We start from the raw sequence: 23576 nt of genomic DNA on the forward strand, positions 1-23576 counted from the left end.
GCTGAAGGGCAACCGAAAGGCGTGGCTAGAATTTGCCAATGCCTTCAACAGCTTCGCGCAACGGCTAAGACAATATGTATTTTGTTATGCTGCGATGTTGTCGGTAATGTAGAGCGCTGGGACCTGCTACCGAGGCAGGGAAAGTGAGAGTTTTGCGAGCGCAGCGAAATGCCGGTCATGTTCAACACCATTCTTCAGCAAGAGGGCATTGATCCAGCTACGGTCAGATTGCTTCGGCACCAAGACACTCGCTCCACTACATTGCACACACCGTATGAACTGTGGCGCGATAGCGCCACATCGTTTGACGCGTACCAGTCGGTGCAGAGCATCCACAATCGGTCCAAGTTCAAGCTTCCACTATGGGCATCGTTCGTAGCAGACCCGAGAGGCGCGACTCTTTTTGTAGGCTTGTATTCAGCGAAGTACGTCGGGTTGAGCGAGATGGACTTGCCTCGACCACACACCCTCGGCGTAGATAAAGCGGGCGACTTCGATCTGTATGAGCTTCAACTACAGGCAGCGTTGGGCGATTTGATCGGCAAGCTTTATGTCGATTGGGGAGCCGGCACGCGTGCGTGGGTGCAGCGCGCGAAAGACCGAAACAAGCCCGTCGTGGAAATTCGCACTGCCTTTCGGGAGGATGAGTTTCCGGGCTTCAGCAAGTTTTTGAAGCCGCTCTCCGAAATTCCCGCACTGCCGAAGTCTTGGATCGACCAGCTCAGTAAGACTAGGGGCGTCTATTTGTTGTCCTGCCCGAAAACGAAAGAGCAGTACGTTGGATCAGCGACTGGTGACGATGGCTTCTGGGGCAGATGGCAGTCCTACGCGCAGACCGGTCATGGCGGCAATGAAGGGCTCAAGATACGCGAAGCGAGCGACTATCGGGTCTCCATTCTTGAGACAGCTGGAAATCAATTGAGCAGAGACGACATCATTGCCCTTGAACAGCTATGGAAGGCAAAGCTGCAGAGCAGAGAGATGGGATTGAACAAGAACTAGAGCGCACTGACTAGCGCGGCTAGAGTGCAATTCTCTGCGATGCTAGGCTTCGCCCGTAGCCGCGGCGAGCAGTGCAACTGGGTGAGCTGCAGATGACTGTTCGAGCGTCGGATCGGAATTCTTTAGTTGGCAACGCGGGCGTCAACTATGTCGCCTGGCAGTTATCGCGGCGGGGATGGCACGTGCTGCAAACGGTTCGAAACATCCGCGGGTCTGATCTATATGCCACCGATGTTGATGGAACGGTTTTCTTTGGCGTCCAGTCGAAGGCATCAGCTTCACAGAACCCTGTCGGACTTGGGCTGAATCTCGATGACTTGCGATCGGAATGGTGGGTCATCACCACACTGGTTAACGCCGATGTACCTGTCTGTTACGTCTTGCGGCTCGAGGAAGTACGGCGGTTAGCGAAGCAGGACAAGAACGGCGGCAAGTGGTGGCTTGGCACGCGTGAATACTGTCAGGCTGATTTTCGCGAGAATTGGAACCGCATAGGCGAAGCGGGAGGCACCCCCGTGACGCAATCATTTACTGAAGCATCTTCATATTCTACTGGCTCGAAACCGGCGCGCGGCAAGCGTGAGGAGAGGAACGGCGTCAAGCGACCTGGCGCAGGAGGAAAATGCGCTGCCGTTTGGGACTACCTCGACTTGAGCCCTGCTGCGACCGCGAAGGATATGCGCGAACTCGCCACGTCGGTCGGCTGGAACATGAACAACACACTGATTGAGTACTATCAGTGGCGGAAGTTCCACGGGCTAACTCGGACCAGAGCGAAGGACGGAGCAGACAGCGACACTGATGTTGAGAAGTAGAGCAGTGCTTGCAGGTAACTCTGGCGACGCGAGCTGCGCTATCGCACAGGGTTGTAGAAAAGTTAAAGCATCTCGTATAACGGGAACGTTAGACCTGCACAAAACCTACACAGGGAGAAATTGATCATATATGTCATTGTTTTTATTGAATATTTTCTAATTCCATGGCAATTCAAGCACTGCCACGGGCGGGTGTGAACCAAAGTCGCCGGAGACGTCGCGCAAACCTGAAGTGGCGCGTCGATCTTTCGGTCGGTCTCGAGCCGGGGCAAGAAACTCGAGTCCCATGACTGGCCGTGACACACGAGGGAATGTCTTCGCGGCGATGCCAAAGGCGGTCGATCGCGAGCTTGTCGAGGCACTGGTCGACGATCCGGCCGTGCGTATCGAGCGCATCGTCTCCACAGGCCAGGTCACTCCCGAGGGCGACTGGTACGACCAGACCGAGGATGAGTTCGTGCTGCTGCTGAGCGGCGCGGCGGTGCTGCGCTTCGAGGCCGGTGATCGTCGCATCACGCTCGCCGCGGGCGACTGGGTGGAAATACCGGCGCATGTCCGCCACCGCGTCGACTGGACCGATCCCGACGCGCCGACCGTCTGGCTCGCCGTGTACCGTCGTCGCGCCGGCGGCGCGAAGGCATGATGCCGTCCCGATGACCTCGTGTTCCTCCTGGCTCGACTCCTTCCCGCCGCTGCGTCGGCTGCCGGCCGCGCTGCAGGCCGATCTCGCCGCCGGCAGCCGCGTCGTCGAGTTGCCGGCGGGCAGCCGGATCTTCGGGCCGGGGCAGGGACCGGAGAACTTCCTGCTGGTGCTGGACGGCGTGGTGCGCGTCTCGCAGGTCTCGGAGGGCGGGCGCGAGATCGTGCTGTACCGCGTCGCCGCCGGCGAATCGTGCACGCTGACCACGGCCTGCCTGGTCGGCGAGGAGGAGTACCAGGCCGACGGCGTCGCCGAGACGGCGGTGCGCGCCGTCGCCGTGCCGCGCCGCCTGTTCGACGCGATGATCGCCGACTCGGGCGAGTTCCGCCGCTTCGTGTTCGCCGCCTTCGGTCGCCGCGTGACCTCTCTGCTGCGCGTCATCGAAGACGTTGCGTTCGCGCGCATCGAGGTCCGGTTGGCGCAGCGGCTGCTGCTGCTCGACGACGGTACCGGCCGCATCGCCGCGACGCACCAGGAGCTGGCCAACGAGCTGGGCAGCGCGCGCGAGGTGGTCAGCCGGCAGCTCACCGAGTGGCAGCGTCGCGGCCTGATCCGCAGCCAGCGCGGCGTGGTCGAGATCGCCGACCGGGCGGCCGTGGCGCGGCTGGCCTCGGTGACTTAGTTACAGACCGGATGCCGCACGGGGCGTATCCGGGAAGGGTCAGACTTCCTGGAGGGACACATGACCCGCAACGTTGGCTCCATCGACCGCATCGTCCGCATCGTCGTCGGCCTCGGCCTGATCAGCCTCGCCTTCTGGGGCCCGCAGACCCCTTGGGGCTGGGTCGGCATCGTGCCGTTACTCACCGCGGTGGTCGGCTGGTGCCCGCCCTACGCCCTGCTCGGCATCAACACCTGCGGACGCAAGGGCGCCTGAGCCTTCGACGGAGCCGGCCGCTGAACCCAGGAAAAGCAACCGCCTGTAGCATCCGGCAGTCGCCCGCCCCACGGGCCAACGGACGGGCGGGGCTGATAGGGACCCCGTTCTGTGCGCCGCGCGCCCCGGCAATGAAACGCGCGGCGAGGACTTCTCAGGCTACTTCAGAAGCTTGAGGCATTCGCCGGCCGCTTCGGCGGCCGCGCGTGCGGCGTCGCGGGACAGGGTGCCGTTCATCACCAGCGGACGGGCCTGCGCGGTAAGGGCGTCCTTGATGTCGCTCGTGGGCTTCATCGTCGGGGCGGTCTTGTTGTAGAGCATCTGTCCGGTCGGCGACAGGTTGGCCGCGCAGGCATTCGCGGCAGCCTGGTCCGCATGGGCCGCGACGGGAAGAACGACGAGCAGCGCCGACGCGAAGATCCAGCTTTTCATGGTAAGCAACTCCCTCAACAAGAACACAGGCGGAGGATAGCGGCGCGGGAAGTCGCGCCGCAACCGGTCCGTGCGACGTCAGGCGCCGGCTTGCGTCGCGAGCCAGGCGCGGGCCTTCTTCTCCGTCTTGAACAAGGCCGCCGGTCGCTTCGATGGCGAAATGTTGACGAAGCGCTTGAACGCCAGGACGACCGACTCGTCATGACCGACCACGGCCAACGGGCCGCTCGGAAAGTGGGACGTGTAGGCGCTCAACCGAGCGCCCATCGCCATCACGTCGGCGTCGTCGTAGACCGGCTTGAGACCGGTCGCATCGAACAGCTTCGAATAGGCGAGCGCATTGGCCACGACGAGGGCGTCGAAATGCGCCTCCATCTCCTTCAGCGTGACCTCGCCCTCGGCGACGACATGGATGAGTTTCTCCGAATGAAGGATCTCCCAGCGCAGCGGCATCGTTCGCGTCTCCAGCAGTCTCCGTCCCCGTGCAGCGAGCCTATCACGGGCAACACGGGCCCCGCCAAAGCCTGTTCGCGGGCCCGCGCTGCGCGCTATCATCGCAGCGAAACGGAAGAGAATGGACTTATGAAGCCGGCTCGCCTTTTGGTTGTCACATTGACCATTGCCCTCGCCGTCCCCTTGACCTCTCCCGGGGCCCGGGCGCAGCAGGACACGAACTCGGCCAATTACATCATGCTGGGCTGCGAGGCGTTCCTCCTCGACCCGATCCCGACCTCCAAGCTGCTGGTCGCCGGGGTCTGCGCCGGGATTATCGACACGCTGCAGGCGATCAAGCCGAACATCTGCCTGCCCGGCATCTCGACGCGACGGCTGCTGGTGCGCGGGGTCGTCACCTACATCAACAACAACCCTGCGCGCCTGCACGAGAATTTCATCGACCTGGCGGGCGAGGCCCTGGAACAGACCTGGCCCTGCGCCAAGCAATAGCGACAGCGAACCTAGGGTCCAATCGTCCTCGACACCCCGATCGGCCGCTCCCGACGCAGATCGATTGACGTCACATAGTGTTATATCATAACAAGATACAATATAACGTTTACTGGCGTAATCGAAGGAGTCCCGGATGCAGCGGATCGGCGTATCGGCATTGGCCCTCGCAGCGGGTCTTTCCGCAGCCCACCCGGTCCTGGCGCAGACTGCGCCCGAGGCCCAGCCTCAGCCGGCACCATCGGACGGGCTGGCGATCGAAGTGGTCGGCAAGCGGCTCGACCGCGAGCGCAGCGAGATCCAGCCGAGCCTCGGCGCCACCCGCTACGACTTCAGCAAGACGGCGATCAGCAACACGCCGCTGGGCGAGAACGCCACGCTCAACCAGGTCCTGCTGCGCGCGCCCGGCGTCGTGCAGGACGGCTTCGGCCAGATCCACGTACGCGGCGACCATGGCAGCCTCCAATACCGTCTGGACGGCGTGCAGCTGCCCGAGGGCCTGGCGCTGTTCAGCAGTATTCTCTCGCCGCGCTTCGCCGACCAGCTCTCGCTGATCACCGGGTCTCTCCCCGCCCAGTACGGCCTGCGCACCGCCGGCGTGGTCGACATCACGGTGAAGTCCGGCACGACCAATCCCGGCGGCGAAGCCTCGGCCATGGTGGGATCCTACAACTGGGTGCAGCCGGCGCTGGAATATGGCGGCCGCTCCGGCAACTTCGACTACTTCGCCGTCGGCCAGTACGTCAGCAACAACATCGGCATCGAGAACCCGACGCCCAGCACCGCCCCGCTCCACGACGCCACGGCGCAATGGTATGCGCTGACCAAGCTCAGCGCCCTGGCCGACGAGAATACGCGCCTGAGCTTCATCGCCGGCGGCGCCAGCGCGCGCTACCAGATCCCCAACGTTCCGGGGGAGACCCCCGCCTTCCCGGTCAACGGCATCACCGACTGGAACAGCGCGGTGCTCGACCAGCGCCAGTGGGAGGACACGTACTTCGGCATCGCCTCGCTGCAGAAGAGCTACCAGAACTTCAACATGCAGCTCTCGGGCTTCGGCCGCTATTCCAAGCTTTCCTATCAGCCCGACGCACTCGGCGACCTGCTCTACAACGGTGTCGCGCCCTGGTCGCAACGCTCGAGCTTCGCGTTCGGCGTCCAGGGCGATGCAAGCTGGAAGGTCGCGTCCAACCACACGCTGCGCGGCGGCTTCCTCGTCCAGCGCGAGCAGGTCTCGAGCTTCAGCCAGAACAACGCGCTGGGACTGATCCCCGATCCCCTCAATCCCGGGGAACTGATCCCCGGCGACAGCCCGGTGGGGTTCACCGACGGCTCCAATCTCGTCGGCTGGACCTACAGCGTCTATCTGCAGGACGAATGGAAGGTGACGCCGACTGTCACGGTGAACTTCGGCGCGCGCTTCGACGCCATCTCCGGACAGATTTCTGAAAACCAGGTCAGCCCGCGCATCAACGTCGTCTGGGAGCCGACGCCGCAGATCAGCCTCCGGGCCGGCTACTCCCGCTACTTCGTGCCGGCGCCGCTCAACCAGGTCGGCTTCGCCTCCCTCGCGGCCCGAACGGGCACGACGGCCGAGCCCGAGAATTTCACCAACGATCCGGTCAGGGCCGAACGATCCGACTATTTCGACGTCGGCCTGACGGTGAAGCCGGTGGACGGCCTGACCATCGGCTTCGCCGGCTACTACAAGTTCGCGGAGAACTATCTCGACAAGGGCCAGTTCGGCGCGCCGATCCAGCTGGCGTCCTTCAACTATGCGAACGCGCAGGTGAAGGGTTTCGAGCTCTACGCCAACTACGACCAGGGTCCGTGGTCGCTCTACGGCAACCTCGCCTGGTCGAAGGTCAGCGCCACGCGGATCAACTCGGCCCAGTACAATTTCTCGCCGGAGGATCTGGCCTATATCGGCAGCTACTGGATCGCCGCCGACCACGACCAGAGCTGGACCGGGTCCGCCGGCGCCGCCTACATCTTCAACCAGGGCAGCGACTGGGCCACCCGCGTGTCGGCGGATGTGCTGTTCGGCAGCGGCCTGCGCACCAGCGTGGTGACCCCCAACGACACGGCGCTGCCGGCCTATGCCACGCTCAATCTTTCGGTGACGCAGAAGGTGCCGTTCAACGGCAGCAAGGGCACGCAGATACGCCTCGACGCGATCAACGTCACCGATGGCGTCTACGAGCTGCGCACCGGCGAGGGTGTCGGTGTCGGCGCCCCGCAGTACGGAATGCGCCGGGCCTTCTTCGTGACGCTTGCGCAAAAATTCTGACGCGCAAACGACATGATGCGGCAAGGCCGGGCGTGCTAGAAGCAGGCCATGCCTGACACCAGCCTTCCCTTCGTCCTGACCCTTCAGGGCGGCTCCAACTTCCGCGACCTCGGCGGCTACAAGACCGAGGACGGCCGCACCGTGCGGCGCAGCGCGGTGTTCCGCTCGGCCCATCTCGGCGGCCTGACCGCCGAGGATCGCGGCGCCCTCGGACGCCTCGGCGTCCGCACCATCGTGGACCTGCGCGGCGTCAGCGAAGCGGCCGAGACGCCGCACCTGATCGACGGCCTCGAGTGCCGCATCGTCGGCGCGCACATCGAGCCGGGCGTCGGCGACAAGATCCGCGGTGCCGTAGCCGACGGATCCGCCAACCCTCACATCATGATGGGGTTCCTCACGGATCACTACCGTGACTATCCGCGCCGCTGCGCCCCCGGGTTCCGCACCCTGTTCTCGACCCTGAGCGACGGCACACACCGGCCGCTGGTGTTCCACTGCACCGCCGGCAAGGACCGGACCGGCTTCGCTTCGGCCCTGCTGCTGTCCCTGCTCGGCGTGCCCTGGGAAACGGTGCTGGAGGACTATCTCCGCACCAACGAGTTGTGGACCGGCCATATCGGCCGCTATCCCGAGCTCGACATCGACACCCGCGCCGCGATCATCGAAGCGCGCACGCCCTACCTCGAAGCCGCCTTCGAGGTGCTGCGCGGCGACTTCGGCACACCGGAAGACTTCGCGGAAAAGGCGCTCGGCCTCGACGCTGCGGCGCGCGAACGGCTGAAGGCGGATTTGCTGGAAGGGTAAGTTCCGCGCTACGCCTGTCGCCATGGCCGACACGCGCTACGACACTCCCGAACCCTTCAAGGTCGACATTCCCGAGCGGGCGCTGATCGACCTCGACGAGCGCCTGCGCCGCTGGCGTCCACCGGTGACGATTGCCGACGGCGGCTCCTGGGCCTCCGGCACCGATCCCGCCTTCCTGGCCGAGCTGGTCGACTACTGGCGCCACGGCTACGACTGGCAGCGCTGTCAGGAGGCCATCAACCAGTGGCCCAACTACCTGGTTGATATCGGCCCGCAGCGAATCCACTTCATTCGCGAACCCGGCACCGAGGTCGAGGACGCGCCGCGGCCGCTGCCTCTGGTCGTAACGCATGGCTGGCCGGGATCGATCGTCGAGTTCCTGCACCTCATCGATGTCCTCGCCCACCCCGAGGAGCATGGCGGCGATCCGCTCGACGCCTTCGACGTGATCGTGCCCTCGCTGCCGGGCTACGGCTTCTCACGGTCCCCAATCCGCGCCGACGGGACAACGGGCCCGATCGGGCCGCGCGCCATCGCCGGCCTCTGGCATACGCTCGTGACCGAAAAGCTCAACTACGACCGTCCCTATGGCATCCAGGGCGGGGATTGGGGCGCCGTCGTCTCGTCATGGCTCGCCTTCGACCATCCGCAGAAGGACGACTCCGGCGTCCTCGGTGTCCATCTCAACATGATGGGACTGCGGCCGGGCCTCGATCTCGAGACGGCCACCCTGAGCGCCGACGAACAGGCCTGGCTCGCGAAGATGGGCAATGCCCTCGACGACAAGACCGCCTACCAGCGCATCCACGCGACGCGGCCGCAGACCCTGGGCGTGGCGCTCGCCGATTCGCCCGTGGGCCTCGCGTCGTGGATCGTCGAGAAGTTCCAGGCATGGAGCGACTGCGGCGGCGATCCCTTGAAGCGCTTCTCGATGGACACGCTGCTCGACAACATCATGGTCTACTGGCTCACCGGCACGGCCGGCACCGCCACCTGGCTCTATCGCGGCGCGGCCGAGCAGAAGCCGCGCGCGCTGCCCCCCGGTGCGAAGGTGGAAACGCCGACCGGCTTCGCGGCCTTCCCCGCCGACATCGCGCCGGCCCCGCCGAAGGAATGGATCGAGCGCGCCTTCAATCTGCGCCGCCACACGATCATGCCGAGCGGCGGCCACTTCGCGGCGCTCGAGGAACCGGACCTCCTGGTCGAGGACATCAGGGCCTTCTTCCGCCCCCTGCGCTACGGCGCGGCGAACGATTAGAATCTTTCCGCGCAAGATCGAATCAAGCCAGCTTTACAGAGAGAACCTCATGCTGAGGAGGCCCGAAGGGCCGTCTCGAACCATGGGCTACACACACCACGCCGGCTGCCCATCCTTCGAGACGCACGCCTGCGGCGTGCTCCTCAGAGGCTGGCCGGAAATGATTTGAATCGATTCAAGCACTTACCTCATCCTGAGGAGCGCCGCTTCGCGGCGCGTCTCGAAGGATGGGCAACAGGCAAGGTGCGCGTTCCCACCCTTCGAGACGCATCGCTTCGCGATGCTCCTCAGGGTGAGGTTATCAGGGCTGTTCATAGCCTCTTGTTTTAGCTGCATTCATTTCCGGCCAGCCTCTCAGGATGAGGTGGTGTGGTGGATTTGAGGTGGAAGGACGCTAGATCGTCAGAACTCGCGGCCGCTGCGCCGCCAACGCTGCCATCACGCCCAGCGTCGCCAGCGTGCCGAACAGCAGCAGCGAGTCGGTGTAGGTGCCGCTCCAGTCGCGCAGCATGCCGGAGGCCAGCGGCCCGGCGGCCTGTGCCGTGACCTGGAGCGACAGCGCCACGCCGCGAATGGCGCCGTAGCTTTCGCGACCGAAATAGTCGGCCCAGGCTACGGGCAGGAGCAGCATGATGCCGCCGATGCCGATGCCGAACAGGCCGGCTGCCGCCATCGCGGTCTCGACCCCGGAGACGAAGATCAGCCCGTAGCTGCCGAGCGCCATGCACGCCGCGCACAGCGCCATCTGGTAGCGCACCGGCCATCGGCGCGGCAGGAAGCCGATGCCGAAGCTCGCCGCCCCCGAGAGCATCGCGACAAAGGCGATCACGGAAGCCGCCGCGACCGGCGACAGGCCGCGCTCGATCAGGTGCGGCGCGTTGTGCAGGCTGACCCCGGCCTGCACGGGGAACAGGAGGACGGTGTAGAGCGAGAGAAGCCAGAAGGCCGGCGTCCGCATCGCCTGCGCCCGGCTCCAGCGCGGCTCGGCCAGGGGCGGTGCCTTACCGTCGGCCAGCCGGTCGGGCTGCAGGCCGACATCCTCCGGCCGCCGCACCAGCAGGAGCCAGCACGGCACGAAGCCGACCAGCAGCACCGTGGCGCCGACTGCGATCCAGCCCGCCCGCCAGTCCGCACCGCTTATGGCGAACTGCGCAATCAGCGGCAGCCCGACCAGCCCCGACATCTGCGCCAGCGTGGCGAACGAGGCGGCGATGCCACGGCGCGCCACGAACCAGTTGTTCAGCGCGCCGTAGAGGCCGAGGTCGAACGGCCCGGCCCAGATCATGCGCGCGAAGCAGAACAGCACGTAGAACAACAGCAACGACTGGATCAGCGACAGCGCCATGCAGGCGATGCCGGTGCCGGCGACCGCGAGGCAGAGCACGAGGCGCGCGCCGCGGCGATCGACGAACGGCCCGATCAGCGGCGACAGGATCGCCGCCAGCACCCCGCCCAGCGACACCGCACCGGACATCTCCGTGCGCGACCAGCCGAACGCCTCGGTCATCGGCAACACGAAGATCGAGAGCACGGCCACCGCCGGTCCCTGCCGCGCGAAGCCCGCGAGGCAGATGCAGCCCAGCACCACCCAGCCGTAGAAGAACGGCAGCCGCGGGATCAGGAACCGCGGCAGGGGCGGCGCTTGCATCCCAGGCTTCAGGCGAAGGTCGCCGTGGCCTGCGCCGCGATCGTGCCCTTCGGCGTCACAGTCCAGAGTTCCGCCCCCTTGCCATCGGCGGTCGGCCGGCCGATCGCGTCGAACGGCGATGTGTCGAACAAAGGTGCCCGGGCGCGGATGGCGAAGGTCTTGACCGGTCGTCCCGGATTGGAATCGCGCAGCAGGTCGAACAGGCACTGCTGGGCGAAGGGTCCGTGCACGACCAGGCCGGGATAGCCCTCTGTCTCGATGCAGTAGGTCCGGTCGTAATGGATGCGATGCGGGTTGAAGGTGATGGCGGAGTAGCGGAACAGCATCACCGGATCGACCTTGATCGTCCGCCGCCACGGCACGTCGGTGGGGGCCGCCTCGCGCACCGGCACGCCGCTCTTCTCGCCGGCTTTCACCTCTTCGCGGAACACGGTGTTCGCGACCTCGGTGACGGCAAGGCCGCGCGGCGTGAAGATGCGGCGCGTCTGGCTGGTGACGATCAGATTGCCGGTGGCGCCGCCCCGGAGTTGCACATCGGAGAATTCAGTCTCACGGCGCAGCTTGTCGCCGACGCGGATCTCGCCGTCGAAGGTGAAGGTCGAGCCGGCATACATGCGGCGCGGCAGCGGGATCTTCGGCAGCACGCCGCCTTCGGTCGGCAGCCCGTCCTCGGCCAGCACGTTGCGGCGCGCATAGGAATGCAGGAAGCAGAGATGCCAGCCCGGCGCGATCGCCTCGCCCTCCGCCGGGACCTTGTCGTCACGATCGAAGGTCGCGATCATCGCCTTGAGCGGCGCCTGGGTGACGACGTCCTCGTCCTCGATCTTGCGGCCGAGTTCCTTCTTGAGCGGTTCGATGTCGATGGTCATGGGTGCTTCCTCCGGGCTTTCAGCCAGCCTAACCAATCCCCTGCCATGATTCGCCGCCCGCACCCGCATGAAATCAAGCTGCTGCCGCAGATCGAAAACGAGGCCGACCTGCGCTATCGGCGCGTCGGCCTCGGCCAGGTGGTCGACATGCCGCCCGCCAGCCTCGCCTCGCTGGAGGCCGGCCGGCGCGAGGGCCGGCTCTGGGTCGCGGTCTCGCCGCTCAACCGGCCGGTCGGGTTCGCCCTGATGAAGTTTCCGGGCGGTACGGCATGGCTCGACCAGCTCTCGGTGCTGCAACGCTGGCAGGGGTACGGCTTCGGCAGTGCATTGATCGAACAAACCGCGACAGCCGCCCGCGGCCTGGGCCATCGCACGCTCCACCTCTCGACCTATCGCGATGTCCCGTGGAACGCGCCGTACTACGCGCGCCGCGGCTTCGAGGAAATGCCCCGCGCAGACTGGCCACACGTCTTCCGCATGCAGGCCATGGAAGGGAACCGGCAAGGCCATCCGCCGTGGCGGCGGACGATCATGCGGCGGTCACTCGATTGACCGAGCTTCCGTAGCCCCCTCACCCAGCCTCTCCCCCTAGCGGTGGAGAGGAGTTTGAATTTCATGTTCCTCTCCCCCGATCGAGCAGGGCAATCACATATAGAATTATCCGTCGTCTCGACCGGAGCGCGCAGCGCGGAGTGGAGAGACCTCTTTTCTACTTAAGAGCCGTCAAATCGAAGAAAAAAAGGTCCCTCCACTCCGCTTCGCTCCGGTCGGGACGACGGGTCATTTGGGCAAATGCAATAGCCCTGCCCGATCGAGAGAGAGGAGTTTGAATGTCATGTTCCTCTCCCCCGATCGGGGGAGAGGTTAGGTGCGGGGGTGACGCACTACTCCGCGGCGACCGACAGGCCCATCTGCTCGCAGGTCGGGGCGACGTCGGAGACGGTGGCGCGGCGCATGTCGCGCTTGTAGCGCTGGTCGTCGAACGCCATGCCGCGATGCATGGTGCAGCGATTGTCCCAGATCACGAGGTCCTTCTCGCGCCAGCGATGGGCGTGGACGAACTGGCGTTGCGTGGCATGCGCGGTCAGTTCCTCGAGAAGCTTGCGCGCCTCGTCGTCTTGCATGCCGCGGATCGCGCCGGCGTGGCTGGCGATGTAGAGGCTCATGCGGCCGGAGTCCGGCAGGCGCCGCACCAGCACCTGCGGCACCGGCGCGAAGGCCGCGCGCTCGCCCTCGTCGAAATCCTTGAAGCCGAGCTTGCCGCGCGAGGTCATGATCGAGTGCTCGGCCACCAGTCCGGCGATGCGCTGCTTCGTCGCCTCGGGCAGCGCGTCGTAGGCCGCGCGCATGTCGGCGAACTCGGTGTGGCCGCCGATCGGCGGGATCGAGCGGGCATGCAGCATCGAGCAGTAGGCCGGCAGGCGCTTGAACGACGAGTCGGTGTGCCACAGCCGGTTGCCGAGATTGTAGAGACGCTGGCGGTTGTTGGTTTCCAGGATGCGGTTCTCCGCATCGAGGTTGCCGACATCGGCCATGTTCTGGTGCAGGCGCAGGTTATGGCCCTTGCGCGCCATGAAGACGGTCGTCTCGAGCGGGCCGAAATGGCGCGCGAAGGCGAGTTGGCCGTCGTCGTCGAATTCCTGGTCGGGAAAGACCAGGACCGCATACTTGGTGAACGCCTCGCGGATCGTGGCGAGGTCGTCGGACGAGACCTCGTTCAAGGCGACATCGCCGACTTCGGCCACGAAGTCGGGCGTCACGGCATGGATCGACACAGTCACCGGGCTTCCTCCTCGCTCTGCTTATGCGGCGGATTGGATCACCTAAAGGACATTCGGGCAATCGCGGGATATACTTTCAGCCATGATCGAGAAGCAGGAAGTGCAGGAGATCTTCCCGACCCCGTTGTGGATCGTGGACCTCCAGCCGGTCGCGGCGGCGAGCCTCAATGCGAAACTCAAGGCCGAGATCGAACGGTTGATCGCGCCGCGATCCAAGGTGCCGGCCGGCAGCAACTGGCAGACGCCGCAGGACCTGCACACGCGCCCGGCCTTCGCGGAGTTCGCCAAGCTGGTCGAGACGGCAGGCCGCGGCGTCGCCCGCTTCCTGCAGGTCGACCAGTATCCGATGGGGATCACCGGCTGCTGGGCGAACGTCAATCCGCCCGGCGCCTACCATCCGATGCATCACCATCCCAACAACTACCTGAGCGGCGTCTACTACGTGTCGATCCCGGCCGGCGGTTCGCAGATCCTGTTCCAGGATCCGCGCGGCCAGGCCTCGATGATCATGCCCAAGCCGCGCCAGTACACCCGCCTCACCGCCAACGGCGCCAATGCGCCGAGCAAGGAAGGCCGCATGGTGATCTTCCCCTCCTGGCTGAAGCACACGGTGCCGGCCAATGACGGGGAGAGCGACCGCATCAGCATTTCGTTCAACCTGATGTTCAAGAATTTCAGCGAAACCATGGCCTCGCCGATGTGGGATCCCACGGCGGGCAAGGAGAAGTCATGAGCAGCCTGCAGGATCGCTACGGCAACGAACTCGGCACGCACTCGGTTGCGGCACGCGATGCCTATCTGGCAGGCGTCGATAGCCTGATGGCCGCGACGCCCGGCATGGACACGGCCTTCCAGAAATCCGTCGAAGCCGACGAAACCTTTGCGCTGGGTCACATCTCGCTGGCCCGCGCCAAGCAGCTGCTGGGCCGCGGCCACGAGGCCAAGGCGCCGCTGGCGTGCGCAAAGGAGCTGGCCGCCAGCGCATCCCCGCGCGAGCAGAGCCAGATCGCCCTCTTCGAGAAGATTCTGACCGGCCAAGGCGCAGCAGCGCTCGATGCCATCCATGTGCACATGAAGGAATGGCCCCGCGATGCCATGGCGCTCGCGCCCGCGACCAGCGTGTTCGGCCTGATCGGCTTCTCCGGCAAGACCGGCCGCGAAGTCGACCAGCTCGCGCTGCTCGAACCGTTCGAGAAACACTATGGCGACGACTGGTGGTACCGCACGCAGCTCGCCTTCGCGCAGATCGAGCTGCAGAAGCTCGACGAAGGCCAGCGCAATATCGATGCGGCCCTCGAAGCCTATCCGCAGAGCGCCCACGCCGCGCACATCCGCGGACACCTGTTCTACGAGCTGGGCGAGCGCGAGGCGGGACTGGCCTTCCTGCGGGACTGGATGAAGGACTATTCGCGCGACGGGTTGATGCACGTCCACAACAACTGGCACCTTGCGCTGTGGTCGATGGAAACCGGCCGCATGGAAGATGCCTGGCGCATCTACGACGAGGCGCTCAGCCCCGCCGTCGCCTGGGGACCGCAGGTCAACGTCGCGACCGACTGCCCGGCCTTCCTCGCACGCGCGGAGATGGCGGGCGAGCCGCGGCAGGCCGCGCGGTGGCGCGAGGTCGCCGACTACGCCACCAAGTGGTTCGGCCGACCGGGCCTCGGCTTCGTCGACATGCATACGGTGCTGGCCTATGCGATGGCCGGCGACGGCGAGACGCTCGCCAAGTTCATCGAGAGCCCGCGTGGCGCCACGGCCGACATGCTGCCATCGCTGGCGCACGGTTTCGAGGCCTATGCGCAGGGCGACTGGTCGCGCGCCATCGGCGAGATCGAGCCGCTGCTCGCCACGCACGAGCGCCTGGGCGGCAGCCGCGCGCAACGCGACCTGCTCGAGTACATCGTGACTTCGGCGATGGCGAAGGCCGGCCGCGCCGCGGAGGCCCGCGCCATGATCGAGAAGCGCCGGCCGCAGAACGGCAAGGGCAAGGGCTTCCCGCTCGCGGGGCTTTAGATTCACATTCCTCTCCCCCAATAGGGGGAGAGGTTAGGTGAGGGGGTTACAGGCGGTGCGTCGCCCCCTCACCCAGCCTCTCCCCCTATCGGGGGAGAGGAGCTCGAAGAAAGCCCGAACTCTTCGGCCAGCAACTCGTACGACCGCTTCCGCTTCTCGAAGTCGTAGCAGATCGTCACGGCCATGATCTCGTCGACCTCGTAGGCGGCGGCGTGGCGTTCGAGGCCCGCCCTCACCGTCCTGGGCGAGCCGACCACCGAGCGGCGGCGCAGCGCCGGCAGCCAGCGCTCCGCACCGGGCGCCTTCGCGGCTTCCAGCGCTTCGTCGACCGACGGGACGGGACCGGGATTGCCGAGCGTCCGCAGGCGCATCGCCCAGACCTCGCGGCTGCGCGACAGGAGATCGGCCTCCTCGTCGGTCTCCGCGCAGAGCACCGAGATCGCCATCATCGGCACCGGCCTGGGATGAAGCGACGACGGCTTGAAGTGCGCGCGGTAGGCGCGCGTGACGCCGTCGCCGCCGTCGGGATTGATGAAATGCGCGAAGCAGAAGGGCAGGCCGAAATGGGCGGCCAGCGCGGCGCTGTCGTCGCTCGAACCCAGCAGCCAGACGTCGGGCGCGGTGTCGCCGGTCGGCTGGGCCACCACGCCGGTGCCTTCGTGATTGAGTGGCAGCGCATCGTGCAGCCAGGCGACGAGGTCGCGCACCTGGTAGGGATACTTCTCGGCGTTGCTCCAGTTGGGCTTGCCGTCGGCCAGGATGCGCATCGTGTGCTGGTCGCTGCCCGGGGCACGGCCGATGCCGACATCGATGCGGCCGGGAAACAGCGTCTCCAGCATGCGGAAATTCTCCGCCACCTTGTAGGCGCTGTAGTGCGGCAGCATCACGCCGCCCGATCCGACCCGAATGCGCCCGGTGAGACCCGCCACCCGCGTGATCAGCACCTCGGGTGTCGAGCCGGCCAGCGCCTCGCTGCTATGGTGCTCGGCCAGCCAGTAGCGCGTGTAGCCCAGCCGGTCGCAGAGCTGCGCCAGTTCCAGCGTGTCGCGCACGGCTTCGGCCGGCGTGCCACCCTTACGGATCGGCGACTGGTCGAGAACGCTGAGGCGCAGCGACAAGGAAGTCAGAGGCCCTTCTTGCCCATGGCCAGGAACTTGTCCTGGCGGCGCGCGCGCAACGTGTCGCCGTCGAGCTTCGAGAGGTCGGCGATCGCCTCGGCCACGACACGGCCCACGACGTCGATCGTCTCGGTGGCTGCGCGATGGGCGCCGCCCATCGGCTCGGGGATCACGTCGTCGATCACCTCGAGCTTCTTGAGATCGGCGGCCGTGACCTTCATCGCCTCGGCAGCGTCCTGGGCATTGGCGTTGTTGCGCCACAGGATCGAGGCGCAGCCTTCCGGCGTGATCACCGAATAGACCGAGTTCTCCAGCATGTAGACGCGGTCGGCCGAGGCGATGGCCAGCGCGCCGCCCGAACCGCCCTCGCCGATCACCACGCTGACCAGCGGCACGCCGAGTCCAAGGCAGGTCTCGATCGAGCTGGCGATCGCTTCCGCCTGGCCGCGCGCCTCCGCGTCGATGCCGGGATAGGCGCCGGGCGTGTCGACCAAGGTCAGCACCGGCAGCCTGAACCGGTCGGCCAGCCGCATCAGGCGCTGCGCCTTGCGATAGCCCTCGGGCCGCGCCATGCCGAAATTGTGCTTGATGCGCGAATCGGTGTCGTCGCCCTTCTGCTGGCCCAGCACGACGATGCTGCGGCCCTGCAACCGGCCCATGCCGCCCACGATGGCGGCATCCTCGCCGAAGGCGCGGTCGCCGGCCAGCGGCGTATAGTCGGTGATCAGCCGGTCGATATAGGCTTGGGCGTGCGGCCGTTCGGCATGGCGGGCGACCTGCACCCGCTGCCACGGCGTCAGCTTGGCGTAGGTCGCGCGGATCTGCTTGTTCGCCTTGTCCTGCAGACGCATGACTTCTTCGGCGATGTCGACATCGCCGGAATTGGGCAGATGCCGAAGCTCGGCGATCTTGCCCTCCAGGTCCGCGATCGGCTTCTCGAAGTCGAGGTAAATCGTCATTGAGGGCAGGTGTCGCCCGGTCGCGGAATCCTGTCAACCGGCCGGCCGGCCCTTCCGGCGGGCCAGCGGATGATGGTCCTGGACCAGCGAGCGCAGCTTCTCGTCGAGCACGTGCGTATAGATCTGGGTGGTGGCGATATCTGCATGGCCCAGCATCAATTGGACGGAGCGCAGATCGGCGCCGCCGGCCAGCAGATGGCTGGCAAAGGCATGGCGCAGCACGTGCGGCGAGACCCGTGCCGGATCGATGCCGGCGCCCAGCGCCGCTTCCTTCAGAAGCTGTGCGAAACGCTGGCGCGTCAGGTGGCCGGTCCGGCCCCGCGAGGGGAACAGGAACCGCGAGGTCTCGCCCTCGGCGAGCTGACTGCTGCGCATGTGCAGCCAGGCGACGATCGCCATCCGCGCCGGATCCGACAGCGGCACCAGCCGCTCCTTGTCGCCCTTGCCGCGGACCAGCAGCATCGAGGGGTCGCGTTCGACGGCAGACAGAGGAAGACTCACCAGCTCCGACACGCGCAGGCCGGCGGCGTAGAGGATTTCCAGCAGCGTCGCCATGCGACCGCCATCGACGGCGTCCCTGGTGCGCGCCGCCTCGATCAGCCGGTCGACCTCCTCGCGCGACAGAACCTTGGGCAACGGTCGGCCGAGCCGCGGCGAGTCGAGTGTGCTCGCCGGATCGTCGTCGCGCAGACGCTCGGCGAGCAGAAAACGGAAGAACTGCCGCATCACCGAGAGTCGCCGGGCCACCGTGCGCGGGGTCATCCCGACATAGTCGAGCGACTTCAGATAGGCGCGCAATGCCGTTGCGTCGGCCGTTACGGTGCTCTGCTTGCGACGCGCCAGGAAACCCTGGAGGTCGGCCATGTCGGCTGCGTAGGCGAGCAGCGTGTTCTTCGAGGCGCCGCGTTCGGCCTGCAGCATCTCGAGGAAGGCCTCGACCTCGCGCACGTGCTTGAAGGCCGGCTTGCGCTTCATGGGCCGCGGCTAGCGCGCAAGGCGCTCATTGGGGACGGGGATCTCGAAATGCCTGAGCGGCGGGCGCGGTTCCACGATCGCGAGGGCCACCAGCCCGGCAATCACCAGGGCCAGGACAGCGACGATTATCACAGGCCCTAGGCGCAGCGTGGGCATGCTGAATCGGTTTCTGGAACGGAACACGGGCACGGGGCCGCAAGGTACCTGCCCGCCGCGAAGGCGGCAATTGCCGAGAGCGAAGTCCGGCAGGAACGAGGCCGGTCGCTTGAAACCGGCGACGTTATGGGCGACATCCTTAGGCTGCAGCTCGACATGGACGCCTCTTCCCCCCTGTTCTTGCCGCGCACCGTGGCCCTCGTGGGGTTGATGGGCGCGGGCAAGAGCGCCATCGGCAAGCGACTGGCGGCAAGACTCGGCCTCCCGTTCGTCGATGCAGACGACGAGATCGAGCGCGCGGCCGGCTGCACGATCGCTGAATTCTTCGAGAGATACGGCGAGCAGGAATTCCGCGCCGGCGAGCGCCGCGTGATCGGCCGCCTGCTCGAGGAGACACCCCACGTCCTGTCGACCGGTGGCGGCGCCTACATGGATCCCGAGACCCGGGCGCTGATGAAGACCCACGCCCTGACGGTCTGGCTGCGCGCTGAACTCGACGTGCTGTTCGACCGGGTGAAGAAGCGGACGCACCGTCCGCTGCTCCGCCAGGGCGATCCGAAGGAAATTCTCGCGCGCCTCATGCAGCAGCGCTACCCGATCTACGCCGAAGCCGACATCGTGGTCGATTCGACCGCCCAACCGGCCGAGCGCACGACCGAGCAGGTACTCGACGCGATCCGCGCCCATCTGCAGGCCCCGACACCAGGAAAAACGACATGAGTTCGCCCCGCACCATCCGCGTCGATCTGGCCGGCCGCGCCTACGACATCGCGATCGGTCCCGGCCTGATCGACCGCGCCGGCGAACTATCGCGCCCGCTGCTGGCCGCGCCGAGGATCACCATCGTGAGCGACGACACGGTCGCACCGCTCTACGGCGCCCGCCTCGCCGCATCGTTCGAGAAGGCCGGCGTCGAGACCCGGACGGTGACCGTGCCTGCCGGCGAAAGCAGCAAGGACTTCGCCAGCTTCGGCCGGCTGATGAACGAGCTGCTCGACCTGCGCCCCGATCGCAAGACGACGCTGGTGGCGCTGGGCGGCGGCGTCGTGGGCGATCTCACGGGCTTCGCCGCCGCGGTGCTGCTGCGCGGCGTCGACTTCATCCAGGTCCCGACGACACTCCTGGCCCAGGTCGATTCCTCGGTCGGCGGCAAGACCGGCATCAACACCCGACACGGCAAGAACCTGGTCGGCGCCTTCTACCAGCCGCGCCTCGTGCTGGCCGACACCACGGTGCTCGACACGCTGCCGCGTCGCGAACTGCTGGCGGGCTACGCCGAGGTCGCGAAGTACGGGCTGATCGACGACCCCGACTTCTTCGCCTGGTGCGAGAAGAACGGCGACGCCGTGCTGGCGGGCGATGCCGCGGCACGCACCTATGCGATCGAGCAGAGCTGCCTTTCCAAGGCGCGCATCGTGGCGGCCGACGAGCGCGAGACCACCGACCTGCGAGCCCTCCTCAACCTCGGCCACACGTTCGGCCACGCGCTGGAGGCCGAGACCGGCTTCGGCGGGGCGCTGCTGCACGGCGAGGCGGTCGGCGCGGGCATGGCGATGGCCTTCGACCTGTCGGCCCGGCTGGGCCTCTGCCCGCCCGGGGACGCGGCGCGCGTGCGCGGCCATCTCGGCGCCGTCGGCCTGCCGGTCCGGCTGCGCACGATCGGTGGCGACAACAGCCGCACCTGGAATGCGGCGAGGCTGATCGAGCACATGCGCGGCGACAAGAAGGCCGAGGGCGGCAAGCTCACCTTCGTGCTGGCCCGCGGCATCGGAAAATCCTTCGTCACCCGCGACGTCGACGAGGCGGGCCTGCGAGGCCTGCTCGACGACGCCATCGCGGCCTAGGCGCGACATGGACGCCGAGCTGCACTTCGACATCCCGCTTTCCATCGCGATCCCCCTCGTGGTGGTCTGCCTGTTCGTGGCGGCGTACCTGTCGGCCGCGGAGACGGCGATCACGGGAGCCTCGCGGCCGCGCATGCATCGCCTCGCCCAGCAGGGCAATCCGAAAGCCGTGATCGTGAACGCGCTGCTCGATCGCAAGGACGAGACGGTGAGCGCCGTCCTGCTGGGCAACAACGTGGTCAACATCTTCTCCGCCTCGCTGTCGACGGCGGTGCTGACCGCCTTGTTTGGCGCGGCCGGCGTGGTCTACGCCACCCTGGTCATCGGCGTCCTGATCGTGATCTTCGCCGAGGTCATGCCCAAGACCTGGGCGCTCCTGCGCGCCGACCGGGTGGCCCTGGCGCTGGCGCCGTCGATCATGGTCACGCTGACCATTCTCGGCCCGATGGCGCGCGGCGTCGCCGCCACCTCGCGCTTCTTCCTCAGGCTGCTCAACGTGCGTACCGACCGCACGCCCGATGCGGAGGAGCAGAGCGACGCGCTGCGCGGGGCCATCGAACTGCATGGCGAGGGCCAGAGCGGCGACAGCGCGCCTGCCGAGAAGGCGATGCTGCGCTCCGTGCTCGATCTGGGCGACCGCACCGTGGGCGACGTCATGACCCATCGCGGCAACGTCGTGCTGATCGACGCCGACCAGCCGACCGAAGCCATCGTCACGCAGATGCTGGCGGCGCCCTTTACGCGGATCCCCCTCTATCGCGGCGAGGCCGACAACGTGGTGGGCATCATGCACGCCAAGGATCTCTTCCGCGCCGTCGAGGCGGCCGGCGGTCCGAAATCGGTGGAGATCGATTCGATCCTGACGCCGCCGTGGTTCATCCCGGAATCGACGGTCCTGTTCGACCAGCTCGAGGCGTTCCGCGCCCGGCACGAGCATTTCGCCCTGGTGGTCGACGAATACGGCGCGTTGCGCGGCATCGTGACGCTCGAGGACATCATCGAGGAGATCGTCGGCGACATCGAGGACGAGCATGACGCCATCCGCCGCGGCGTCGCCCGGCGCGACGACGGCACCGTGGTCTGCCGGGGCGACGTGCCGATCCGCGACCTCAATCGCGAATTCGGCTGGGGCCTGCCCGAGAGCGTCGCCACCACCATCGCAGGGCTGGTGCTCCACGAGGCACGGCGCATCCCCGAAGTCGGCCAGGTCTATGCATTTTACGGATTTCGCTTCGAGATTCTGAAGCGCGAGGGCACGCGCGTCGCCGAGTTGCGGATCGCGCCGCCCGCCGCCATACAGGCGGGCAACTGACTTCCACCTGACACCACGAGGATCGACCATGCCGCTTTCGCCGCCAGTCGGGCGACAGCACCTTCATACGCGCCGCGTCGTCTGCCAGGGATTTTTCCGCGACGACGGGCTGTGGGACATCGAGGGCCGCATCACCGACGAGAAGACCTACGAACACGCCAACGAATGGCGCGGGCCGCTGCAGCCGGGCGACTTCGTCCACGACATGTCGATCCGGCTGACCATCGACCACAAGTTCACGATCGTCGATGCCGAGGCGGTGACCGACAAGTCGCCCTACCGCATGTGCGGCGACATCGCGCCGGCCTTCCGGAAGCTGATCGGCCTGCGCATCGGCGGCGGCTTCCATCGCGCGGTGCGCGAGCGGCTGGGCGGCGTCCATGGCTGCACGCACATCGTCGAGCTGCTGGGGCCGGTGGCCACGACCGCCTTCCAGACCGTGTCGTCGAAGAAGGCGCGCGATCTCAACGACGCCCATCGGGAAAAGACCGGCACCCTGCCGACAAAGGATCCCGACGCTCCGCGCAAGCCGCAGCGCAAGCCCTACATGCTCGACACCTGCCACACCTGGGCCTCCGACAGCGAAGTCACCCGGCGCTGGGTACCGCACTTCTACACCGGCCCCGACGCCGAGGCGGTGCGCGCGGCCGTCGAGGGCAAGGACGTGGAGATGGAAGGCTGACGGCAACGGTCGCGCGCCGCCCCCTCACCTAACCTCTCCCCCTATCGGGGGAGAGGGACATGATTCAGACCTTCATATTCCTCTCCCCCGATAGGGGGAGAGGCTAGGTGAGGGGGTTGCGCACGGCGCTCAGGGCTTCTTGTCTTCCGCCGGCGTCAGGGTCTCCATCGCCAATGCATGCAGGCCGGCGTCGAGTTCGTCCTTGAGGGCGGCATAGACGAGGCGCTGGCGGGCGACGCGGGTCTTTCCTTCGAAGGCCTGCGACACGATCTCCACCCGGAAATGCGTCTCGCCGCCCTCGCGCCAGCCGGCATGCCCATGGTGTTTCGAGGACTCGTCTTCGATGGCCAGACGCACCGGTTGGAAGGCCACCCGAAGCTTGCTGTCAATCGCCGTCGCCACCTTGCCCATGACCATCTTGCCTCATCTTGCCGGTTCTGTTGGTTGAACACATATTAGCCCGATGGCCCGACGGAGAGCGAACCCACTGGCGGCACTGGACGGTGCGAAGCCGCACCAGCGCGTCTGCGAAGCCCCGGGCTGTCGCCTGCAGGGGGAATATCGTGCGCCGCGCGCCCGCGACAAGCTCGACGAGTATCGCTGGTTCTGCCTCGAGCATATCCGCGACTACAACAAGAAGTGGGACTATTTCGCCGGCCTCGACTCCGACGAGATCGAGGCCCACATCCGCGCCGACACGACCTGGCGCCGGCCGGTCTGGCCGCTCGGCGCCCGCCGCAATGGCAATCCCTATGCCCATATCAAGGATCCGTTTGGCCTGGCCGACGATGCCGGCCTCGGGGAGAAGCCACCGCCCAAGTACGACGGCAGCGAACAACTGACCCCGGCAGAGCGCAATGCGCTCGATGTCCTAGAACTTTCATGGCCCCTTACCCGGAAAGTCGTGAGGTCCCGGTACAAGGAACTGGTGAAGCTGCATCACCCCGACGCAAATGGCGGGGCGCGCGAGGCCGAGGAGAAACTTAAGGAAATCAACGCCGCGTATTCCACTCTGCGGGCTTCGGAGCACCTCCCGGCCGAATGATTAGCCCTGCTTGGGGCTGTCCGTGCATTTGGCCGCTTGCAGTGCACA

26 protein-coding genes are annotated in these 23576 nt (G+C 66.4%); 17 read left to right on the forward strand and 9 right to left on the reverse strand.

Annotated features, from left to right (window positions below):
* The first annotated feature begins 168 nt into the window (after window positions 1-168).
* From Q7V45_RS07785 to Q7V45_RS07805, 5 genes are all read left to right on the forward strand, one after another.
* On the forward strand, window positions 169-1002 hold the full coding sequence (locus Q7V45_RS07785; protein ID WP_304849637.1) for a GIY-YIG nuclease family protein: 834 nt from the start codon (window positions 169-171) through the stop codon (window positions 1000-1002).
* Window positions 1003-1184: 182 nt separating this feature from the next.
* Window positions 1185-1817 carry a hypothetical protein gene (locus Q7V45_RS07790; RefSeq protein ID WP_304849640.1) on the forward strand — a complete coding sequence of 211 codons (633 nt, stop codon included), beginning with the start codon at window positions 1185-1187 and terminating at the stop codon, window positions 1815-1817.
* Between the two features lie 286 nt (window positions 1818-2103).
* Window positions 2104-2460, forward strand: coding sequence for a cupin domain-containing protein (locus tag Q7V45_RS07795; protein WP_304849643.1), 357 nt, complete (start codon window positions 2104-2106; stop codon window positions 2458-2460).
* 10 nt (window positions 2461-2470) lie between these two features.
* On the forward strand, window positions 2471-3139 hold the full coding sequence (locus Q7V45_RS07800) for a Crp/Fnr family transcriptional regulator (protein WP_304849646.1): 669 nt from the start codon (window positions 2471-2473) through the stop codon (window positions 3137-3139).
* 60 nt (window positions 3140-3199) lie between these two features.
* A complete protein-coding gene (locus Q7V45_RS07805; RefSeq protein WP_304849649.1) occupies window positions 3200-3394 on the forward strand; it encodes a DUF2892 domain-containing protein in 195 nt (64 codons plus the stop codon).
* Between the two features lie 159 nt (window positions 3395-3553).
* On the opposite strand, the gene Q7V45_RS07810 is transcribed toward Q7V45_RS07805, so the two are convergent.
* Both Q7V45_RS07810 and Q7V45_RS07815 read right to left on the reverse strand, forming a co-directional pair.
* On the reverse strand, window positions 3554-3826 hold the full coding sequence (locus tag Q7V45_RS07810; protein ID WP_304849652.1) for a hypothetical protein: 273 nt from the start codon (window positions 3824-3826) through the stop codon (window positions 3554-3556).
* Between the two features lie 78 nt (window positions 3827-3904).
* Window positions 3905-4279: a hypothetical protein gene (locus Q7V45_RS07815; RefSeq protein WP_304849655.1), complete on the reverse strand. Its 375-nt coding sequence runs from the start codon at window positions 4277-4279 to the stop codon at window positions 3905-3907.
* A 159-nt stretch (window positions 4280-4438) separates the two neighbouring features.
* Here Q7V45_RS07815 and Q7V45_RS07820 point away from each other — a divergent pair, with 159 nt between their 5' ends.
* The 4 genes from Q7V45_RS07820 (at window position 4439) to Q7V45_RS07835 (ending at window position 9123) form a co-directional block, all read left to right on the forward strand.
* A complete protein-coding gene (locus Q7V45_RS07820) occupies window positions 4439-4771 on the forward strand; it encodes a Rap1a/Tai family immunity protein (protein ID WP_304849658.1) in 333 nt (110 codons plus the stop codon).
* Between the two features lie 136 nt (window positions 4772-4907).
* Window positions 4908-7061 carry a TonB-dependent receptor gene (locus tag Q7V45_RS07825; protein WP_304849661.1) on the forward strand — a complete coding sequence of 718 codons (2154 nt, stop codon included), beginning with the start codon at window positions 4908-4910 and terminating at the stop codon, window positions 7059-7061.
* A 48-nt stretch (window positions 7062-7109) separates the two neighbouring features.
* The gene (locus Q7V45_RS07830; protein WP_304849665.1) at window positions 7110-7865 is read left to right on the forward strand and encodes a tyrosine-protein phosphatase; all 756 of its coding nucleotides are present in this window, start codon (window positions 7110-7112) and stop codon (window positions 7863-7865) included.
* 22 nt (window positions 7866-7887) lie between these two features.
* Window positions 7888-9123, forward strand: a complete 1236-nt coding sequence (locus Q7V45_RS07835; RefSeq protein WP_304849668.1) for an epoxide hydrolase family protein — start codon at window positions 7888-7890, stop codon at window positions 9121-9123.
* A gap of 394 nt (window positions 9124-9517) precedes the next feature.
* Here the strand turns inward: Q7V45_RS07835 and Q7V45_RS07840 are convergent, their stop codons facing one another.
* Window positions 9518-10771 (reverse strand): MFS transporter, encoded by a 1254-nt coding sequence (locus Q7V45_RS07840; RefSeq protein ID WP_304849671.1) that lies wholly within the window; start codon window positions 10769-10771, stop codon window positions 9518-9520.
* Between the two features lie 8 nt (window positions 10772-10779).
* Window positions 10780-11640, reverse strand: a complete 861-nt coding sequence (locus Q7V45_RS07845) for a MaoC family dehydratase N-terminal domain-containing protein (protein ID WP_304849674.1) — start codon at window positions 11638-11640, stop codon at window positions 10780-10782.
* Between the two features lie 45 nt (window positions 11641-11685).
* Here Q7V45_RS07845 and Q7V45_RS07850 point away from each other — a divergent pair, with 45 nt between their 5' ends.
* On the forward strand, window positions 11686-12192 hold the full coding sequence (locus tag Q7V45_RS07850) for a GNAT family N-acetyltransferase (protein ID WP_304849677.1): 507 nt from the start codon (window positions 11686-11688) through the stop codon (window positions 12190-12192).
* A gap of 332 nt (window positions 12193-12524) precedes the next feature.
* On the opposite strand, the gene Q7V45_RS07855 is transcribed toward Q7V45_RS07850, so the two are convergent.
* Window positions 12525-13421 carry a TauD/TfdA family dioxygenase gene (locus Q7V45_RS07855; RefSeq protein WP_304849680.1) on the reverse strand — a complete coding sequence of 299 codons (897 nt, stop codon included), beginning with the start codon at window positions 13419-13421 and terminating at the stop codon, window positions 12525-12527.
* Window positions 13422-13503: 82 nt separating this feature from the next.
* Here Q7V45_RS07855 and Q7V45_RS07860 point away from each other — a divergent pair, with 82 nt between their 5' ends.
* Complete coding sequence (locus tag Q7V45_RS07860; RefSeq protein ID WP_304849683.1) at window positions 13504-14154, forward strand: TIGR02466 family protein; 651 nt, start codon at window positions 13504-13506, stop codon at window positions 14152-14154.
* On the forward strand, window positions 14151-15437 hold the full coding sequence (locus Q7V45_RS07865; protein WP_304849686.1) for a tetratricopeptide repeat protein: 1287 nt from the start codon (window positions 14151-14153) through the stop codon (window positions 15435-15437). The genes Q7V45_RS07860 and Q7V45_RS07865 overlap by 4 nt, the downstream gene beginning before the upstream one ends.
* Window positions 15438-15505: 68 nt before the next feature.
* On the opposite strand, the gene Q7V45_RS07870 is transcribed toward Q7V45_RS07865, so the two are convergent.
* Genes Q7V45_RS07870 through Q7V45_RS07880 form a run of 3 tightly spaced genes read right to left on the reverse strand, consistent with a single transcriptional unit; the run spans window position 15506 to window position 18489 of the window.
* Window positions 15506-16555, reverse strand: coding sequence for an LLM class flavin-dependent oxidoreductase (locus tag Q7V45_RS07870; protein ID WP_304849689.1), 1050 nt, complete (start codon window positions 16553-16555; stop codon window positions 15506-15508).
* A gap of 5 nt (window positions 16556-16560) precedes the next feature.
* Window positions 16561-17514, reverse strand: a complete 954-nt coding sequence (locus Q7V45_RS07875; RefSeq protein ID WP_304849692.1) for an acetyl-CoA carboxylase carboxyltransferase subunit alpha — start codon at window positions 17512-17514, stop codon at window positions 16561-16563.
* Between the two features lie 33 nt (window positions 17515-17547).
* On the reverse strand, window positions 17548-18489 hold the full coding sequence (locus tag Q7V45_RS07880) for a site-specific tyrosine recombinase XerD (RefSeq protein ID WP_304849695.1): 942 nt from the start codon (window positions 18487-18489) through the stop codon (window positions 17548-17550).
* 282 nt (window positions 18490-18771) lie between these two features.
* On the opposite strand from Q7V45_RS07880, the gene Q7V45_RS07885 reads away from it, so the two are divergent.
* From Q7V45_RS07885 to Q7V45_RS07900, 4 genes are read left to right on the forward strand one after another with little or no spacing between them, the layout of a single operon-like run.
* Window positions 18772-19365: a shikimate kinase gene (locus tag Q7V45_RS07885; protein ID WP_304849698.1), complete on the forward strand. Its 594-nt coding sequence runs from the start codon at window positions 18772-18774 to the stop codon at window positions 19363-19365.
* Window positions 19362-20489 (forward strand): 3-dehydroquinate synthase, encoded by a 1128-nt coding sequence (aroB, locus tag Q7V45_RS07890; protein WP_304849701.1) that lies wholly within the window; start codon window positions 19362-19364, stop codon window positions 20487-20489. The genes Q7V45_RS07885 and aroB overlap by 4 nt, the downstream gene beginning before the upstream one ends.
* 7 nt (window positions 20490-20496) lie before the next feature.
* Window positions 20497-21801, forward strand: a complete 1305-nt coding sequence (locus tag Q7V45_RS07895; RefSeq protein WP_304849704.1) for an HlyC/CorC family transporter — start codon at window positions 20497-20499, stop codon at window positions 21799-21801.
* A 28-nt stretch (window positions 21802-21829) separates the two neighbouring features.
* A complete protein-coding gene (locus tag Q7V45_RS07900; protein WP_304849707.1) occupies window positions 21830-22483 on the forward strand; it encodes a DUF2889 domain-containing protein in 654 nt (217 codons plus the stop codon).
* A gap of 129 nt (window positions 22484-22612) precedes the next feature.
* Here Q7V45_RS07900 and Q7V45_RS07905 read toward each other — a convergent pair whose 3' ends face one another.
* Window positions 22613-22900, reverse strand: coding sequence for a BolA family protein (locus tag Q7V45_RS07905; RefSeq protein WP_370692565.1), 288 nt, complete (start codon window positions 22898-22900; stop codon window positions 22613-22615).
* Between the two features lie 46 nt (window positions 22901-22946).
* Here Q7V45_RS07905 and Q7V45_RS07910 point away from each other — a divergent pair, with 46 nt between their 5' ends.
* Window positions 22947-23528 carry a J domain-containing protein gene (locus Q7V45_RS07910; RefSeq protein ID WP_304849711.1) on the forward strand — a complete coding sequence of 194 codons (582 nt, stop codon included), beginning with the start codon at window positions 22947-22949 and terminating at the stop codon, window positions 23526-23528.
* Window positions 23529-23576: the final 48 nt, after the last annotated feature.

Origin of the sequence: Reyranella sp. (genome assembly GCF_030651995.1) — a bacterium.
In the GTDB taxonomy this organism is placed as follows: Bacteria; Pseudomonadota; Alphaproteobacteria; order Reyranellales; family Reyranellaceae; genus Reyranella.